The sequence below is a fragment of the Sphingomonas yabuuchiae genome (assembly GCF_014199595.1).
Taxonomy (GTDB): domain Bacteria; phylum Pseudomonadota; class Alphaproteobacteria; order Sphingomonadales; family Sphingomonadaceae; genus Sphingomonas; species Sphingomonas yabuuchiae.
The window spans coordinates 181,673-197,399 of record NZ_JACHNX010000003.1 but is presented as its reverse complement, the minus strand read 5'-3'; the positions used below and the strand labels follow the sequence as shown (position 1 = coordinate 197,399).

The window sequence follows — 15,727 nt, the reverse complement described above, 5'->3', positions numbered from 1 at the left end:
CCTTTCTTTACCGGCCCGTCAAGGCTGGCGGATTACTTGATTCGGAGCGGGATCAGCGCGCCCGCGATCTTGCCGCGGGTGATCTGTGCCAGCACCTGCGGGCGGCCTGCGGCTTTGGCGGCGGCGACGATCTGCTGGAGATCGGCCGCGCTGCGCACCGGCGCACCGTTGACTGCCGTGATGACATCGCCGCGCTTCAGCTTGGCGGCGGCATCGCTCGACGGATCGACCGCTGCGATCACCACGCCCTGGGTCGTCGGGTCGACATTGATCGCCCGCGCGATCGCGGGGGTCAGCACCTGGACCGACAGGCCCAGGCCGCCACCGGCCGCCGGCGTGGTCTGCGCATCGTCGTCATCGTCGGGGAAGGCGTCGGAGCCGTCACCCATGGTCGAGCGCAGTTCCTCGTTCGACGGACGGGTCGCGGCGGTCGCGGTCAACGACACCGGCTTGCCGCCGCGCAGCACTTCCAGCTGGACGCGGCCGCCCGGCGGCACGTTCGCGATCAGATAGGACAGGGTCTGCTCGGGCGTCACCGACTGGCCGTTGACCTTGGTCACGACGTCGAACGCCTTCAGACCGGCCTTGGCGGCGGGGCCGTTCGGCTCGACCTTGGCGATGATCTCGCCCTGGCCCTTGGGCACGCCCAGCGAGGCGGCGACATCGTCATTGACCGGCCCGCCGATCTGCACGCCCAGATAGCCGCGCTCGATCTTCTGGCCCTTCATCAGGCGCTCGACGATCGGCTTGGCGTCCTCCGCCGGGATGGCGAAGCCGATGCCGATATTGCCGCCCGACTGCGAATAGATCTGGCTGTTGATGCCGATCACATTGCCGTTCATGTCGAACATCGGGCCGCCCGAATTGCCCTGGTTGATCGCGGCGTCGGTCTGGATGAAGCGGTCGTTCGCGCCGCCCTGTCCGGTGACGCGGTGGATCGCCGAGATGATGCCCGCGGTCACGGTGCTCGACAGGCCGAAGGGCTGGCCGATGGCCAGCACCCAGTCGCCCGGCCGTGCCCGCGCCGAGTCGCCGAAGCGCACGAAGGGCAGGCTCTTGCCGTCGATCTTCAGAACCGCGAGGTCGGAGGTCTCGTCGCGGCCGACGACCTTGGCGGTATATTCCTTGCGGTCGCTCAGCGTGACGGTGATCGAATCGACCGACGCACCCTGTGCGCCCGGCGCGATGACGTGGTTGTTGGTGACGATATAGCCATCGGGCGAGATCAGGAAGCCCGAACCCAGCGAGGCGCCTTCACGCTTCTGCGGCTGCGGCCCGGCCTGGCCGCCGAACTGGCCGAAAAAGCCCTCGAACGGGGTACCGGCAAACGGGTTCGCCTGCTGCTTTACGGTGATCGACTGCTTGGTCGAGATGTTGACGACGGCGGGCTGGAGCTTGGCGACCATGTCGGCAAAGCTCATCGGCGCGCCGGCGCGCGGGGCGACCGCCTGGATCGCGCCCGGTTCGTTCTGCGCGACCTGGGCGGTGCCGGGCTGAAGGGCCAGGGTCGCGGTCGCACCACCGAGGAGGAGCGCACTGGTAATGGCGTAGGCGTAGCGCACTGGGCTAGGGTCCTCTCAAAGAAAATTCAGTTTGACCGTGACCTATTTGCCACGGTTTGGCTGAACGACGCTTGAATATGAACGAGCGGAAAGGTGGATTGTCCACCTATCGGCCCGGCGCGGTGAATTCCTTCAAATAGCTGTTCTCGGGCGACAGAATGATCTGCGTGGCCCCACGTTCCTGGTTCGAGCCGTCCGCACCGAAGGTATGGCGATAGGACTGCATGGCCCGGTAGAAATCGTAGAAATTGGCATCCTTGCCGAACGCCTGGGCATAGATTTGCGCGGCCTGGGCGTCGGCATCGGCGCGGACGATCTGCGCCTGCTTCTGCCCTTGCGCAGCGATGGTGATCGCCTCCTGCTGGCGCGCGGTCTGCATCCGGGCGAGCGCGCTTTGCAGCGGCGTGCCCGGCGGCAGCTCGGCCTCCTTGATGCGCACATCGACGATCTGGACGCCATATTGGCGCGCGATGCGGTCGAGGCGGACCTGGATCGCGTCCATCACCTGGCCGCGCTCGGGGCTGAGCAGTTCGGACGAACGCCGCTTGCCCAGTTCGTTGCGCAGCGCCGAGCCGAAGATCGGGCGGAGCTGGTTGATGACGCCGTCGACGCTGCCCGCCGTCGCCAGCATGCGGCGCGGGTCGATCACGCGGAAACGGGCAAAGGCATCGACATTCATGCGCAGCTGATCGGTCGACAGCACCTGGGTCTTTTCCAGGTCGAGGTCGAGCACCCGCTTGTCGACCCAGACGATGCGGTCGACGAAGGGAATACGCGCGATCAGGCCTGCGCCGCTGTCGCCCAGTTCCTCGCTGGGCCGATAGCCATTGACCACCCGGCGCGGCTGCTCGAACCGATAGACGACCGCCTGCCGGGTTTCCGGCACGATCGAGAAGGTCGAGGCGGCTATGATGACCGCGATCAGCAGGGCGACGCCCAGCACGATCGGGTTGCGTGCGGTCAGGCCGTTCACTGGCCGCCTCCCTGTTCCGAACCGGCCTGCGCAGAAGCGGCAGGCGGCGTGGCCGGAGCCGTCGCGGTGATCTCGGGCGGCAGCGGCCTGGCCTGGCCCTTGGACAGGGGCAGATAGGGCACGACGCCCGGCGTCTCGACGATGGTCTTGTCCGACTTGGCCAGCACGGCCTCCATGGTCTCGTAATACATGCGGCGGCGGGTCACGTCGGGGGCCAGGCGATATTGTTCGTACACCTTGTCGAACTGCGCCGCCTCGCCCTGCGCACGGGCCACCACCTGCTGCGCATAGGAACGCGCCTGGTTGACGTCGGCGACCGCGCGCTGTTGCGCCACCGTCACCTTGTTGAAGTCGTCGACGATCTGCTGCGGCGGGGCGGCCTGCTTGATGGCGACGCCCTGGATCCGCACGCCCGCGCGATATTCGTTCAGGATCGACTGGGTCAGTTCCTGCACCCGCTGTTCGATGCCGGTACGCCCCGAACCCAGCGCTTGGTCGAGCGAGGTGTCGGCGATCACCGCCCGCATCGCGCTTTCGGCCGCCGCGCGCACGGTTTCCTGCGGCTGGGCCAGACGAAAGGCGTAGTCGCGCGGATTGGCGATGTCCCAGCGCACCGAATAGGTCAGGTCGATGATGTTCTGGTCGCTGGTCAGCACCAGATTCTCACCCGAGCCTTCGGGAAAGTTCTCGGTACGGATCTTCTGCACGTCCAGCACCCGGACGCTGGCGATCGGGGCCGGAGCGGTGATCTGGATGCCCGGCTCGAGGATGCCGGTATAGCGACCGAAATAGGTGACGACGCCGCGCTGCTGCGGGCCGATCGGGTGGATCGAAGTGTAGAGCAGCCAGATGACGATCAGGATCGCCGCGCCGATCGCCCAGAGCGTGCGGCCACCCGGCGCACCGGGAAGGCCGCCGAAACCGCCGCCGGAGCCGCCCGGCCCCTCGCCGGGGCCGCCGCCGCCCGATCCGCGCGCCTTGCGGATGAATTCATCCAGCGCGGTGGGCTTGCCCGGTGCCTTGCGGCCACCCGGCGGAACGGCCCAGGGATTGCGGGGACCACCATTGGGATCGTCGCCGGACCCGCCCCAGGGGCCCTTCGGCGTGTTGGCGGCTAGGATGGGGGGGCGTTGAAACCGGCCCGTCAGCTTTCTCATGTTCATCGTTATAGGAACGGTTCGCCGACAAAAACAGTGCCAAGCCGCGCTTCGCATCCTATCTGCCGCGCATGAGCATCATCGAGACGGTAAAGGCGGCGGTCGCCGCAGTGGCGGGCAAGCGCGCGAATGTGCGGATGGAGGGCGCGCGGGCCGGGGTCGTGCTCGACGCTACCGGCCTGGACGGGGCGGGTCGCCAGGCGCTGGAGGAAGAGGTGAAGGCCGCCGCGATCCAGTCGGGGGCGGAGGATGTCCGCGTCGTCCTGACCGCCGAGAAGCTCGAGCGTCGCATCATCGCGGTCGCCAGCGGCAAGGGCGGGGTGGGCAAGTCCACCCTGTCGGCCAATCTCGCCATCGCGCTGGCGCGGGCTGGCCGCAAGACCGGGCTGGTCGACGCCGATATCTATGGCCCCTCGCAACCGCGCCTGATGGCGGCCGAGGGCGTGAAGCCGGTGGCGCAGGACGGCAAGCTGCAACCCGTGCCGACCCCGTATGGCGTCTCGCTGCTGTCGATGGGCCAGCTGGTCGAACCGGACAAGGCGATCGCATGGCGTGGGCCGATGGCGGCGGGTGCGCTCAGCCAGCTGGTCGATGGCGACTGGGGCGCGACGGAACTGCTGGTCCTCGACCTGCCACCGGGCACCGGCGACGTGCAGCTGACCATGGTGCAGAAGCATCGCCCGGCAGGCGCGGTGATCGTCTCGACGCCGCAGGACCTGGCGCTGATCGATGCGCGGCGCGCCATCGACCTTTTCACCAAGGCGGGGGTGCCGATCATCGGTCTGGTCGAGAATATGGCGGGTTATTGCTGCCCCCATTGCGGGGGTATCTCCGACCCGTTCGGATCGGGCGGGGCAGAGGCGGCGGCGGTCGAGCTGGGCATTCCGTTCCTGGGCCGGGTGCCCCTGACCATCGCGATCCGCACCGCTTCCGATGCAGGGCAGCCTCCGGCGGCGGGCGAGGATGATACGGTCTTTGCGCCGCTGGCCGAGCGGGTGGCGCGCTGGCTGGACGGCCAGTGATGAAACCGGCGGCACGGCGGGGCGTTGGGGTGCGATAACCCGCCGCTTTTTCGAACGTTAGTCGAAAGGTCGGCGGCGAATAGGGGATAGCCGATGCCGTTGACCGCCGATGACGATATTCGCGACCTGCTGGCGAATGCGCGGACCATCGCGCTGGTCGGCGCATCGGACCGTCCCGACCGCCCCTCCTACGGCGTGATGAAGCGGCTGCAGGATCATGGCTATCGCGTGATCCCGGTCAATCCGCAGATCACCGGCGAGCATGTCCACGGCGAATTCGTCTTTCGCGAACTGGGTCAACTGGGCGACCCCATCGATATCGTCGACATCTTCCGCCGGTCCGAGGCAGCGGGCGACGTGGTGGACGAGGCCATCGCGATCGGGGCCAAGGCGGTCTGGCTGCAATTGGGCGTCGTCAACGAAGCCGCCGCCGCGCGCGCCGAGGCCGCCGGGCTGAAGGTCGTGATGAACCGTTGCCCCGCCATCGAGATTCCGCGCCTGGGCGTCGCGCCGGTCGGGCAGGACTGAGAAGAAGGGCAAATATCGACAGCGTATAAAAGGGGAGAAAGACGATGGTGCCGCTATTGTTGCTATGGGCCGCTCCGGTTGCCGAAGGGGAGCAGCGGATGACCCTGCCGCGCCTGACCCCGACCTGTACCCTGTCCACCTGCCATGGCGGCAAGCGTCCCTCGCCCTATCGCCTGGCGCCGAGCCATGTGGTGCCGATCGATTCCAAGGCGCGCGCCTTCGCCAATGACGGCACCTATTGCGCGGTGGTCGGCGACAAATATTGCACCAGCAAGCCGCGCACGCTGTTCCGCACCGCAATTGATTAGCCGGAGCGGCAGGCGCTAGGATCGGCTGATCGAGGAGGATCGCCGATGCTGCCCCTGTTGCTGATCGCCCTTCAGGCCGTCCCCGCCGCCCCGTCGGAGGGAAAGGAGCGCGTCTCGATCCTCCCGCCCGATTGCCCGACTTCTGCGGACGCAAGGCAGGACATCCTGGTCTGTGGCCGTCGACCGGGAAGCGACCGGGCACCCGAACTGCGGGGCGGGCCGTCCGACCATGCGATCCCCTCCAATCCCGAAATGACCGCCATCGAGGCGTTACGCGCCGAGGGTACGCCCTGTGCGGCCAGCCAAAGGGGGTGCGCCGCCCCGGTCGACGTCGTTACGCCCGCGCTGATGCTCGCCAACGAGGCGGGGATCGGTATCAGCACACTGTTCGACAAGAGGCGCGACAAGAGCCGGCGCGTGCCGATCGCACTCGACGGGCCTGGGCCGCAGGGGCATCTCGAACCCTGACCGGAGCGGGGGACAGTCAGCGCGAATCGGCCTTCACAATCCTCTATTGTTCCCCTCTCCCCTGGATAGGGGAGAGGGTTAGCGGAGCTTGCCAGCGTGCTGGCTAGCGCAGCTTGGGTGAGGGGTCGAGCGAGCCGAACGGCTCGCGCGCTCGGCCAGCGAGCGCTTCACCCCTCACCCAGCTCCGACTAAGCCTTTGCTTTCGCAAAGGCCAAGTCTGCGCAACCCTCTCCCCTCAAAGAGGGGCGAGGGGAAGAAGATCAGGTCATGAATATCGATCGGACCTGACGCTGGCGGTCGGTCGGAAAATCCGGCATGATCGCACCCGGCCCCGCCTTTAGGCAGAGGGGCTGGCGATGCCGGGAGAGCGTCATGCTTGCGACGATGTTGGTCATGGTGATGGCGGGACTGTCGGCACAGGGCGAAGATGCGCCGCCACCCTCGGTCGACACCATCGTTGCCAGGACCCGCCGGTTGACCAGTGTCGAGACGCGCTGCGTCTATGACCCCAACGCCACCGACATCACCGTCTGCGGCCGCCGCAATGCCGACCGCTTCCGCATTCCCTTCGAAATACCGCCCGAGCCCGGCGATCCCCGTCATGAAGGGGTGATGGAGGAGCGGACGCGGCTGCTCGCGCGGAGCACGCCGGTCAAGGATCTGTCGCCCTTCCAGGTCGGCGGCGGCTTTGCCGGGGTGACGATGGACACCAATGCCCGGGGCAGCGGCGGCACGACGACTCTGCGCAAGCCCGCGCCATGAGGGCCGGAGACAGGCTATGATCCCGCTGCTGCTGATCGCTTTGCAGGCGACGCCCGCCGTGCCCCCGCCGCCACCCGAGGGCGGCCGTTTCTCGATCCTGGCGCGCGATCCCTGTCCGGCTTCGAGCGGGACGGCGGCCGACATCATCGTCTGCGGGCGGCGTCAGGCGGATGACCGGGCTCCGCAACTCGGCGATGAGCCGCCGACCGGGCCAGTGCCGTCCAACCCCGAACTGACGGGGGCGGGGGCTCTGGCCGCCTCGTCCACCCCGTGTCCGGCGCGGCAAGGCGGGTGTCAGGTGGGGTTCGATCTGGTCACGCCCGTGCTGATGCTCGCCAACGAGGTGCGGATCGGAATCAGCAAGCTGGTCGACAAGCAGCGCGACAAGAGTCAGCGCATCCCCATAGCGCTGGATGGGCCGGGGCCTCAGGGGCATCTGGAGCCCTGACGACCTCTCGAAACCCCTCCCCTGAAGGTGAGGGGCGCTGTCCGCTTCAGGACTTGACCAATTCCCGTTCAGCGACGGACTTGCCGTCGCGAGCGCGCGGACGGCGGCGGGAGGAACCAGTCGGCCAGAGTCATGCCCGTCGCGGCCATCGCGCGCAGCACCACCTGCCCCGCCGCGCGCGCATCGCTGAGCGCATCGTGATGCCGGTGCTCCAGTTCCAGGAAGGCCGCCAGCGTATTGAGCTTGTGATTGGGCAATTCCGGCCAGGCCCGCCGGGCGATGGTCACGCTATCCAGCCAGCGTGCGGCGATCGGGGGCAGGGCGTCGCGCTCGCAGGCGCGGCCCAGCGCGCCCTTGTCGAAGCCCGAATGCGCCACCGTCACCCGTCCCGCCAGATGGCCGGCCAGTTCGGGATGCAGCGCGGCGAAGGTCGGCTTGCCCAGCACATGATCGGCGGTGATGCCGTGGATATTGATGTTGAACGCGCTGAATTCGTCGCACGGATCGACCAGCGTCTCATAGGCCAGCACTTCGACGCCCGCGGCATAGCCGACGATGCCGATCTGGCAGATGCTGCTGGTCCGCGAACAGGCGGTTTCGACGTCGATGACCACGAAATCGGGGGAAATCATGGACGGCCTTTAGCGGCATTGCCCCATTCGAGCAATAAAAGGTCGCTGACCGGCTCGACAGCGACCATTTCTATCCGCTACCCGCCTGCACTCAACAAACGCTCCGGATACAGGATTTGGACGATGGGCGATGCTTTGCGAGTGGCTTTGGCGGGACTGGGCACGGTGGGGGGCGGCGTCATTCGCCTGCTCGATGCGAACCGTGACCTGATTACCCGGCGCGCCGGTCGCCCGATCGAGATCGTCGCCGTCTCCGCGCGTGACCGGACCAAGGATCGCGGTGTCGACCTGTCGCGCTTCGAATGGGTGGACGATACCGCCGCGCTGGCCTCGCACCCGGATGCCGATGTGGTGGTGGAGTTGATCGGCGGTTCGGACGGCCCCGCGCTGACGCTGGCACGCACCGCGCTGGGGGCGGGGCGCGGCTTCGTCACCGCCAACAAGGCGATGCTGGCGCATCACGGGCTGGAACTGGCGCAGAAGGCGGAGGAATCCAACGCCGCGCTGAAATTCGAGGCGGCGGTGGCGGGCGGCATCCCGGTCATCAAGGGGCTTCGCGAGGGCGCGGCGGCCAACGCCATCGCGCGCGTCTATGGCATCCTCAACGGCACCTGCAATTTCATCCTGTCGAAGATGGAAGCCGAAGGCCGTGACTTCGCCGAGGTTTTGGCGGAAGCGCAGGCGCTGGGTTATGCCGAGGCGGACCCCAGCTTCGACATCGACGGCGTGGACGCCGCGCACAAGCTGTCGATCCTGGCCGCCATCGCTTTCGGTACGCAGCCTGCGTTCGGCGACGTCGCGATCGGCGGCGTGCGCCATGTGCTGGCCGCCGATATCGCGCAGGCGGCGTCGCTCGGCTACCGTGTCCGCCTGGTCGGCGTGGCGGAGGAAGGAGCGAGCGGCCTGTTCCAGCGCGTGCATCCGCATCTGGTGCCGCTCGACCATCCGCTGGCGCATGTCACCGGCTCGACCAATGCGGTCGTCGCCGAGGGCAATTTCGTCGGCCGGTTGCTGTTCCAGGGCGCGGGCGCGGGCGACGGCCCGACCGCCAGCGCGGTCGTCGCCGACCTGATCGACATCGCGCGCGGCGAATATGGCGCGTCCTTCGCCATGCCCGCACATGAGCTGACCCCGGCGCCCAAGGCCGACAGCGGCGAGCGGCGCGGGCGTGCCTATTTGCGCTTCACGGTGCAGGACAAGGTCGGCGTGCTGGCCGAGATCGCCGCCGCGATGCGCGATGCGGGGGTGTCGATCGAAAGCCTGATCCAGCGCGGCGAGGCGGCCGATGGCGGGGTGATGATCGCGATCGTGACGCATGAGGGGCCGGAGCGCGCGGTGGCACAGGCGCTGGAGCGGTTGCGCGGGAGCCAGAGTTTGGTCGGGCAGCCGTTGCTGATGCATATTCTGGGGTGATTGTTGGACGCTGGTCTCGGTGAGACCCCGTTCCCTCCCCCAGCCCCTCCCGCTTGCGGGAGGGGGGCTTTAAGGTAGCCCCTCCCGACTGCGGGAGGGGGGCAATTTAAATTCAAACCGCTGATCTTGCCGCTCCCCTCCCGCAAGCGGGAGGGGCTGGGGGAGGGCAAGCCCCAGGCGATCCGCCTGAATTACTTCTTGATCAACCCGATCTCGACCAGTCGCTCGAACAGATAGTCATGCGCCGTGATCGGCTCCGGATAGCGATCCGGATGCCCCTCGCTGATCGTGCCGGGCAGCGTCTTGATCAGGAAGTCCGGCGCCGGGTGCAGGAAGAAGGGCATCGAATAGCGAGAGAAGCCGCGCCGCTCGACCGGCGGGTTGACCACCCGGTGCGTGGTCGAAGGCAGGACATGGTTGGTCAGCCGCTGCAACATATCGCCGACATTGACCACCATCGCACCTTCAGGCGGGCGGATCGCCAGCCACTCGCCCGAATCGCGGTCGAGCAGTTCGAGGCCCGCTTCCTCGGCCCCGAGCAGCAGGGTGATGAGATTGATGTCCTCATGCGCACCTGCGCGGACGCCCTCGGCATCGGCGGGGATCGGCGGATAGTGGAGCAGGCGCAGGACGGAATTGCCGTCCTTCACGGCGGAATCGAACCAGTGGGGGTCCAGCTTCAGATGCCGCGCAATGGCCGACAGCAGCCGGTCGCCCGCGCGATCGAAGGCCGAGAACAGTTCGACGAAATCCGCGCGGAACCCTTCCGGGCGGTCGGGCCAGATATTGGCGGGCATCCGGTCCGCATAGGGGTGCCCCTCGGGCAGTTCGCGGCCGACATGCCAGAATTCCTTCAGGTCGACGACCTTGGCATCCTTCGCGATCTCGGTCTTGAACGGGGTATAGCCGCGCGCGCCGCCGCCGCCGGGGACGTGATAGCCGCGCTTCTCCTCCTCGGGCAGGTCGAACAGCGCCTTGGTCTGCGCCCAGGCGCGGTCGATCAGTTCGGCGGGCACGCCATGATCCGCGACGATGGCGAAACCGAACCGCTCGAACGATGTGCCCAAGGCGGCGGCAAAGCCCTCGGGGTCACGGTCCTGGTCGGCGAGGCTGAGCGTCGGAACCTCGGCGGAGCGGGTGTCGGTCATGGCGATATGTCCAGAAAATCGAATAGGCTGGCCCCTATATAACGCGCCCGTCATCTCCGAACAGGGTGCGTCATCCGCCCCACCCATTATCCTCCGAGCGTGATCGTCCCTGTCGATCGGTCGCCGCCCGAGGGGCGCAGGTCGAGGCGGAAGGATTTCTCCTCCGCCGTCTTGCCGACCAGCGCGCCGCCCTGATCGGTGAGGGTAAAGTCGGCCTCGCCCATCTTGTCGCGGAATCAGTCGCGCACGGTCGCCGGATCGGCCGGACTGTCGAAGGTCATGGTGAACGCCTTGTCGCGGCCATTGCCGACATCGACGTTGCGGATCGTCGAGCCGGGATAGAGATGCACGCCGTTCAGCTCGAAATTATCGGCCTCCATCGACACCTTGGGCAGCTTGAACGCGCCGGAAAAGCCGGGCAGCGCCAGCTTCACCTCCCCCGACTTGCCATCGACCGACGCCAGCGTTTCGCCATCCGAGCCGTTCACCGTGATCGACGTACCTTGGTTCGGCCGATCGCAGGCCGACAGCACCAATGCCGCCAGCAGCGGGAGGGCGAGGGGGGAGCGGGACAGGATGGACATGGCGATAAACTCCTTACGCGTCCTGTTGCATCAATACAGTTGGGGTGCAGGTCTGACCCCCGCAAGCTGTCGAGGGGCTGAATGGCTGTCTATCGGGTCGCTTGCAACGGCCAGCGTTTCAGGACGGCCGGGCCAATCCTCTCAACATCGTCGGTCAGCAACCGGCCGTTATACTGCTGTGGCACTGCATCGAGTTGAACAGGATCGGTCAGGCCCGGATCGCCGCTCTTGTTTCCCATCGGACCCGCTATGACGACCTCGACATCGGCGTCGCGCATCCGTTGCAGGAAGCGGTTGGGCCAGCCCCAGAACGCCCATCGCCCGTTGATCGGCACGCCGATGAAACCATGGCGGCAACTCTCGGGAATATAACCGGTCCAGCCGAATACAATGTAGCGTATCGAGCACGACTTGGTGCGTCGGACCGACCAGCGCCGCGCCTGCGGTGCGACCACGGCCAGCCGATCCAGAACCGTGTCGCTGGCCACGACCCGCAGCCGCCGGTCGGTCGGGTGGTTCCGGGCGCGAAGATACGCGACAAGCGCATCCACTTCGGACGGGTCGTCACTCTTGACGTTGATCAGAAAGCTTTTGTCGGGAAAGGCCGTCAGGATTTCGTGGAGCGTCTTCATCTGACCCACGAATTTGCCGCGAAACTGATGGGTCTTGCCGCCATCTGCGGTGTAGCCGTAGCCCAAATCCAGCGTACGCAAATAGGCCATGCGCTGCTGTCGCGTGACGCCTTTGCCATTGGTACGGCATTCGAGCGTCCAGTCGTGGAAGACCGCGAACTCGCCATCGGTTGTCGGGTGGACGTCTATCTCCACTTCATCCGCCCCCGCCCTGAAGCTGGCCTGCATCGAGCCGATGGTGTTCTCGAGATACGGGTTGGTGGGCGGGCGCATCCGGGTGGCGGTGCACTCCTGTCGGGTCAGATCAGTCCGATCGAAGGTCTGATGAATGCCACGATGCGCCTCGACCAGTGGTCGACCCTGCGGCGCGGGAGCCAACCAGGAGGCGTTCCAAAGATACAGACCGCCGACCGTGGTCGTAACGGCCAGACCGACAATGACCCGCCTGCGCATATCTATCCCTCCCCAAGATCGATGGATATGTAGCATGGATACGCATATCGAAGCGTCAACTCAGGCCCTGCGCGGACCGGGCGAGGCGGAGCAGACGTGTCGCCACGATCTGCACTGTCAGGGCGGCGGATACAAATATCCAGCGGTCGTCTGATCGCGCCGACTCCACTAGGGGGCGGGAAGACCAGGGCGTTTCGTGGTTTTCCTGGGTGACCATTCGTCCTATGGGACAAGCATCATGTCCGAATCCCGTTCCGCTGATCCGGTGACGCCTGTCACCGCCGAGCCTCCCGGCGCGCCCATCGGGTTTGTCGAGTTCGTCCTGCTGATCGCGGCGCTGATGGCGCTGACGGCGCTGGGCATCGATTCGATGCTGCCCGCGCTGCCTGCCATCGGGGAGTCGCTGGGCGCGTCGCCCGCGGCGCGGGCGTTCGTCGTCACGGCGTTTCTGATCGGCTTCGGCGTGGCGCAGCTGGTGCATGGGCCGCTGGCCGATCGTTACGGGCGGCGGCGGGTGCTGATCGTCGCGCTCATCATCTACATCATCGCCAATGGCGCGTCGGCGGTGGCGGGCAGCTTCACCCTGTTGCTGGTCGCGCGGGTCTGTGCCGGGGCGGCGATCGCGGCGACGCGGGTGGCGACGGTGGCGCTGGTCCGCGACTGCTATCACGGGCGCGCGATGGCGCAGGTCATGTCGATCGCCTTCATGGTGTTCATGATCGTGCCGATCCTGGCGCCGGCCTTTGGCGAACTGGTGCTGCTGTTCGGCAATTGGCGGCTGATCTTCTGGACGATCGCGGGCCTCGCCACGCTGGTCCTGGCCTGGTTTTCGCTTCGGATGCCTGAGACGCTGGCGGTCGAGGCGCAGCTGCCCATCTCGCTGACACGCATCGTTGGGGGCTGGCGCGAGACGATCGGGGACCGGCTGTCGCTGGGCTATACGCTGGCGGCGACCGCGCTGATGGCGGCGCTCTATGGCTATCTGAACTCGGTGCAGCCGATCATGGCGCAGACCTTTGGTCGCGAAAAGCTGCTGGCGCTGATCTTCGCGACGACCTCGGTCACGATGGCGGCGGCGAACCTGCTCAACTCGCGGATCGTCATGCGGCTGGGCACGCGGCTAATCAGCCACAGCTCGGTCACGATCCTGATCATCGTGTCGGCCATCCATCTGGCCATCGCGCATTTCGGGGGTGAGTCGCTGATCGTCTTCGCCGTGCTCCAGGCGATCACCATGGCGTGTTTCGGTCTGGCGACCTCCAACTTCTCGTCCATGGCGATGGAGAATATGGGGCGGATCGCCGGGACCGCATCGAGCGTGCAGGGCTTTACCAGCGTCACCATCGGCTCGCTGATCGGCGCAGGCATCGGCCAGGCCTATGACGGGACGACGCAGCCGCTGACCCTGGGTTTCCTGATCGCCGGATGCGCGGCCTTTGCCTTCGTCTTCGCGACCGAACGCGGGCGGATGTTCCGCCCCGCCTGACGCCCCCTGATCCCTGACGCCCCCTAATCAAGGCCGGGGGAACCGCCCGGCCCGCCCCCGTGTTCACCCTCCACAGTTCAAGAGGAGGCAGTGATGGGCGGACATCAGGTTCCGAGCCAAGGACCCGGCGACGATGGCTGGGACGAAGAAGGCTATGACGAGAGCCAACGCGCCGAAATCCTGGAGGTGACGCGCGACGGTCCCAGCGACGGCGTGCTGCTGACCGATATCGAACCCGATCTGGGCGACGACAGCGTCGAGGACGAGCCGATCGACGAACTCGACATGGACTCCGAAGAGGTCGGGACCAGCGATGCTTCGGTCGACATGGATGCCGAGGATATCGACGAAGACGATCTTCAGGAGGATTTCGAGGACGACACGGTGGCCGACGGCGATATCGACGACGCCGACGATACCGCCCTGCGGCCATGAACCGGCTTCCCGTCGCGCTGGCGGCGGGCGGCATCGTGCTAGTCGGCTGTTCGACCATGCCCGATCCGCGTGCCGCCTCGACGCTGCCGCCGATGGTCTCGACGACCTTCCAGTGCGAGAATGGCAGCAGTTTCTGGGTACGCTTCGACAATCGCGACGACAGCGCGCTGGTGCGTTTCGGCGACGATCTGGAGATGCGGCTGGAAGGGCAGCGGGCCGCGTCCGGCATCCACTATGCCGGATTCGGTCACGACCTGCGCGGCAAGGGGGGTGAGGTTGTTTTGACACGCCCCACGGGTGATTCCGTACGCTGCATGGCTCAGCGTTGATGATGGCGGGCGGAAACCGGGCTGAAAAGTGGCGGAAATCTGCCATTGCCCCATTCCGCCCGCATTTGGTTCATCTAGGTGACAGGAACTGTGTCTCTGGTGCCACAGGTTCCGATAAGGCGATCAAAAATCTGAAATGCCGTGCAACCCATGGGCGTCTAGCCGGTTAAGCGGGCCTGGGCTGAGCGGTTCGATCCGCCGCCCCACATAGAATAAGAGAAGGGTATCTCACATGCGTAAGCTTTCCCTCGTCGCCGCTGCGGCGGCCGCGTTCGTTGCCGTGCCTGCCATGGCTCAGGACATGAACACCACCGACACGACGACCGCGGCTCCGGCCCCGGCCGACACCGCGACCGCTCCCGACGGCACCCGTGCCTTCGGTATCGAGCCGTACGTCGCGATCATGGGTGGTTGGGAGCAGTTCGATCGCCAGACGGTTGCCGGCATCCCCGCGCAGCCCAAGGGCTACAACTTGGACGGCGCGCTGGTCGAGGGTATCGTCGGCTTCAACGTGCCGCTGGGCCCGGTGTTCGTCGGCGCCGAAGGCGCGGTCGCCAAGGGCGTGTCGGGTGACATCGACTGGCAGTATGGCGCCTATGGCCGCGCGGGCTTCCGCGCCGGTGAGAGCGGCCTGTTCTACGGCAAGGTCGGCTACCGCTGGAACAACTTCCACAATTTCGCTCCGGGCGTCGCTGGCGACCTGAAGCGGGACTATCACGCGACCGTGTACGGCGTCGGCGCCGAAGTCGGCCCGAAGGACATCGGTCTGGGCGGCCTGACCGGCAACTCGGGTCTGCGTCTGCGTATGGAAGTTTCGACCTTCGACAACGCGCACTCCTTCCGTCCGATGGCGGGTGTTGTCGCACACTTCTGATCCCTCTCGGATCCAGTTGGCGTAAAGGACGGGGTTCGGCAGCGATGCCGGACCCCGTTTTCTTATGGGGCCACGCTTCCCATATCGGGCGCATGGTCGGACGGGTGAAGCGAAAGGCGGGGCTGGTGGCCGCCGCCGAACGGATCGAGCAGCAACCCGCGGCGCGATCCTGCGCGCTGTGCGATCGGCCGCTTGGGGTGAAGGTCGAATGGCACCACCCCGTTCCCAAGTGCGAAGGCGGGCGCGAGACGGTGCCGGTCCATCCCATCTGTCATCGGACCATCCATGCGACCTTTTCCAATGGGGAACTGGCGCGGGAGTTCGCGGACTTCGCGGTGTTGCGGGCGCATCCCGAGATGGCGCGGTTCCTACGGTGGATTGCAGGGAAACCGGCGGACTTTCACGCGCCGACGAAGGGGGCGCGGTAGTTTAGGTTCGCTCGAAGACGCGAGGTCGCGAAGAAGGTTGGTTCGCGCTGAGGCGCGGAGGGTGCAGAGATCATTTGGGCGCGCG

General features: G+C 66.6%; 20 protein-coding genes. 12 read left to right on the top strand and 8 right to left on the bottom strand.

Going from position 1 to position 15,727, the window contains the following annotated elements; genetic code table 11:
• Positions 1-32: 32 nt before the first annotated feature.
• From GGQ89_RS06355 to hflK, 3 genes are all read right to left on the bottom strand, one after another.
• Positions 33-1,562, bottom strand: coding sequence for a Do family serine endopeptidase (locus GGQ89_RS06355; RefSeq protein ID WP_184104967.1), 1,530 nt, complete (start codon positions 1,560-1,562; stop codon positions 33-35).
• 106 nt (positions 1,563-1,668) lie between these two features.
• Positions 1,669-2,535, bottom strand: a complete 867-nt coding sequence (hflC, locus tag GGQ89_RS06350) for an SPFH domain-containing protein (RefSeq protein ID WP_184104965.1) — start codon at positions 2,533-2,535, stop codon at positions 1,669-1,671.
• Complete coding sequence (hflK, locus tag GGQ89_RS06345) at positions 2,532-3,692, bottom strand: protease modulator HflK (protein ID WP_184104963.1); 1,161 nt, start codon at positions 3,690-3,692, stop codon at positions 2,532-2,534. The genes hflC and hflK overlap by 4 nt, the downstream gene beginning before the upstream one ends.
• Positions 3,693-3,763: 71 nt before the next feature.
• On the opposite strand from hflK, the gene GGQ89_RS06340 reads away from it, so the two are divergent.
• The 6 genes from GGQ89_RS06340 (at position 3,764) to GGQ89_RS06315 (ending at position 7,228) form a co-directional block, all read left to right on the top strand.
• On the top strand, positions 3,764-4,714 hold the full coding sequence (locus tag GGQ89_RS06340) for an Mrp/NBP35 family ATP-binding protein (RefSeq protein ID WP_184104961.1): 951 nt from the start codon (positions 3,764-3,766) through the stop codon (positions 4,712-4,714).
• Between the two features lie 93 nt (positions 4,715-4,807).
• Entirely contained in the window at positions 4,808-5,242 is a 435-nt protein-coding gene (locus GGQ89_RS06335; RefSeq protein ID WP_056436691.1) for a CoA-binding protein, read from the top strand.
• A 44-nt stretch (positions 5,243-5,286) separates the two neighbouring features.
• Positions 5,287-5,550 (top strand): hypothetical protein, encoded by a 264-nt coding sequence (locus GGQ89_RS06330; protein WP_156361221.1) that lies wholly within the window; start codon positions 5,287-5,289, stop codon positions 5,548-5,550.
• A 45-nt stretch (positions 5,551-5,595) separates the two neighbouring features.
• Positions 5,596-6,018 carry a hypothetical protein gene (locus tag GGQ89_RS06325; protein WP_184104959.1) on the top strand — a complete coding sequence of 141 codons (423 nt, stop codon included), beginning with the start codon at positions 5,596-5,598 and terminating at the stop codon, positions 6,016-6,018.
• 372 nt (positions 6,019-6,390) lie between these two features.
• Positions 6,391-6,780, top strand: a complete 390-nt coding sequence (locus GGQ89_RS06320; protein ID WP_184104957.1) for a hypothetical protein — start codon at positions 6,391-6,393, stop codon at positions 6,778-6,780.
• Between the two features lie 16 nt (positions 6,781-6,796).
• A complete protein-coding gene (locus GGQ89_RS06315; RefSeq protein WP_076717524.1) occupies positions 6,797-7,228 on the top strand; it encodes a hypothetical protein in 432 nt (143 codons plus the stop codon).
• A 68-nt stretch (positions 7,229-7,296) separates the two neighbouring features.
• On the opposite strand, the gene GGQ89_RS06310 is transcribed toward GGQ89_RS06315, so the two are convergent.
• On the bottom strand, positions 7,297-7,842 hold the full coding sequence (locus GGQ89_RS06310; RefSeq protein WP_184104955.1) for an exonuclease domain-containing protein: 546 nt from the start codon (positions 7,840-7,842) through the stop codon (positions 7,297-7,299).
• Positions 7,843-7,983: 141 nt separating this feature from the next.
• Between GGQ89_RS06310 and GGQ89_RS06305 the strand changes: the two genes are divergently transcribed.
• Positions 7,984-9,273, top strand: a complete 1,290-nt coding sequence (locus GGQ89_RS06305; protein ID WP_184104953.1) for a homoserine dehydrogenase — start codon at positions 7,984-7,986, stop codon at positions 9,271-9,273.
• A 191-nt stretch (positions 9,274-9,464) separates the two neighbouring features.
• On the opposite strand, the gene GGQ89_RS06300 is transcribed toward GGQ89_RS06305, so the two are convergent.
• From GGQ89_RS06300 to GGQ89_RS06285, 4 genes are all read right to left on the bottom strand, one after another.
• Positions 9,465-10,421 carry an isopenicillin N synthase family dioxygenase gene (locus GGQ89_RS06300; RefSeq protein ID WP_184104951.1) on the bottom strand — a complete coding sequence of 319 codons (957 nt, stop codon included), beginning with the start codon at positions 10,419-10,421 and terminating at the stop codon, positions 9,465-9,467.
• Positions 10,422-10,507: 86 nt separating this feature from the next.
• Entirely contained in the window at positions 10,508-10,645 is a 138-nt protein-coding gene (locus GGQ89_RS06295; RefSeq protein ID WP_184104949.1) for a hypothetical protein, read from the bottom strand.
• Between the two features lie 12 nt (positions 10,646-10,657).
• Positions 10,658-11,005: a hypothetical protein gene (locus GGQ89_RS06290; RefSeq protein ID WP_184104947.1), complete on the bottom strand. Its 348-nt coding sequence runs from the start codon at positions 11,003-11,005 to the stop codon at positions 10,658-10,660.
• An 89-nt stretch (positions 11,006-11,094) separates the two neighbouring features.
• Positions 11,095-12,090, bottom strand: a complete 996-nt coding sequence (locus tag GGQ89_RS06285) for a glycerophosphodiester phosphodiesterase family protein (protein ID WP_184104945.1) — start codon at positions 12,088-12,090, stop codon at positions 11,095-11,097.
• A gap of 238 nt (positions 12,091-12,328) precedes the next feature.
• On the opposite strand from GGQ89_RS06285, the gene GGQ89_RS06280 reads away from it, so the two are divergent.
• From GGQ89_RS06280 to GGQ89_RS06260, 5 genes are all read left to right on the top strand, one after another.
• On the top strand, positions 12,329-13,576 hold the full coding sequence (locus GGQ89_RS06280) for a multidrug effflux MFS transporter (protein WP_076717514.1): 1,248 nt from the start codon (positions 12,329-12,331) through the stop codon (positions 13,574-13,576).
• 93 nt (positions 13,577-13,669) lie between these two features.
• Positions 13,670-14,011: a hypothetical protein gene (locus tag GGQ89_RS06275; protein WP_056436720.1), complete on the top strand. Its 342-nt coding sequence runs from the start codon at positions 13,670-13,672 to the stop codon at positions 14,009-14,011.
• The gene (locus tag GGQ89_RS06270; RefSeq protein ID WP_184104943.1) at positions 14,008-14,340 is read left to right on the top strand and encodes an MliC family protein; all 333 of its coding nucleotides are present in this window, start codon (positions 14,008-14,010) and stop codon (positions 14,338-14,340) included. The genes GGQ89_RS06275 and GGQ89_RS06270 overlap by 4 nt, the downstream gene beginning before the upstream one ends.
• 232 nt (positions 14,341-14,572) lie before the next feature.
• Positions 14,573-15,214, top strand: coding sequence for a hypothetical protein (locus GGQ89_RS06265; RefSeq protein ID WP_056436725.1), 642 nt, complete (start codon positions 14,573-14,575; stop codon positions 15,212-15,214).
• Positions 15,215-15,306: 92 nt separating this feature from the next.
• Complete coding sequence (locus GGQ89_RS06260) at positions 15,307-15,642, top strand: HNH endonuclease (RefSeq protein ID WP_240456531.1); 336 nt, start codon at positions 15,307-15,309, stop codon at positions 15,640-15,642.
• Positions 15,643-15,727 lie beyond the last annotated feature (85 nt).

Coding starts and splice junctions, on each gene's coding strand:
- GGQ89_RS06300 (WP_184104951.1), bottom strand. CDS start 10,421: ATGACCGACACCCGCTCCGCCGAGGTTCCGACGCTCAGCCTCGCCGAC.
- hflK (WP_184104963.1), bottom strand. CDS start 3,692: ATGAGAAAGCTGACGGGCCGGTTTCAACGCCCCCCCATCCTAGCCGCC.
- GGQ89_RS06340 (WP_184104961.1), top strand. CDS start 3,764: ATGAGCATCATCGAGACGGTAAAGGCGGCGGTCGCCGCAGTGGCGGGC.
- GGQ89_RS06325 (WP_184104959.1), top strand. CDS start 5,596: ATGCTGCCCCTGTTGCTGATCGCCCTTCAGGCCGTCCCCGCCGCCCCG.
- GGQ89_RS06285 (WP_184104945.1), bottom strand. CDS start 12,090: ATGCGCAGGCGGGTCATTGTCGGTCTGGCCGTTACGACCACGGTCGGC.
- GGQ89_RS06275 (WP_056436720.1), top strand. CDS start 13,670: ATGGGCGGACATCAGGTTCCGAGCCAAGGACCCGGCGACGATGGCTGG.
- GGQ89_RS06315 (WP_076717524.1), top strand. CDS start 6,797: ATGATCCCGCTGCTGCTGATCGCTTTGCAGGCGACGCCCGCCGTGCCC.
- GGQ89_RS06280 (WP_076717514.1), top strand. CDS start 12,329: ATGTCCGAATCCCGTTCCGCTGATCCGGTGACGCCTGTCACCGCCGAG.
- GGQ89_RS06330 (WP_156361221.1), top strand. CDS start 5,287: ATGGTGCCGCTATTGTTGCTATGGGCCGCTCCGGTTGCCGAAGGGGAG.
- GGQ89_RS06305 (WP_184104953.1), top strand. CDS start 7,984: ATGGGCGATGCTTTGCGAGTGGCTTTGGCGGGACTGGGCACGGTGGGG.
- GGQ89_RS06265 (WP_056436725.1), top strand. CDS start 14,573: ATGCGTAAGCTTTCCCTCGTCGCCGCTGCGGCGGCCGCGTTCGTTGCC.
- GGQ89_RS06295 (WP_184104949.1), bottom strand. CDS start 10,645: ATGGGCGAGGCCGACTTTACCCTCACCGATCAGGGCGGCGCGCTGGTC.
- GGQ89_RS06260 (WP_240456531.1), top strand. CDS start 15,307: ATGGTCGGACGGGTGAAGCGAAAGGCGGGGCTGGTGGCCGCCGCCGAA.
- GGQ89_RS06270 (WP_184104943.1), top strand. CDS start 14,008: ATGAACCGGCTTCCCGTCGCGCTGGCGGCGGGCGGCATCGTGCTAGTC.
- GGQ89_RS06290 (WP_184104947.1), bottom strand. CDS start 11,005: ATGTCCATCCTGTCCCGCTCCCCCCTCGCCCTCCCGCTGCTGGCGGCA.
- GGQ89_RS06335 (WP_056436691.1), top strand. CDS start 4,808: ATGCCGTTGACCGCCGATGACGATATTCGCGACCTGCTGGCGAATGCG.
- GGQ89_RS06320 (WP_184104957.1), top strand. CDS start 6,391: ATGCTTGCGACGATGTTGGTCATGGTGATGGCGGGACTGTCGGCACAG.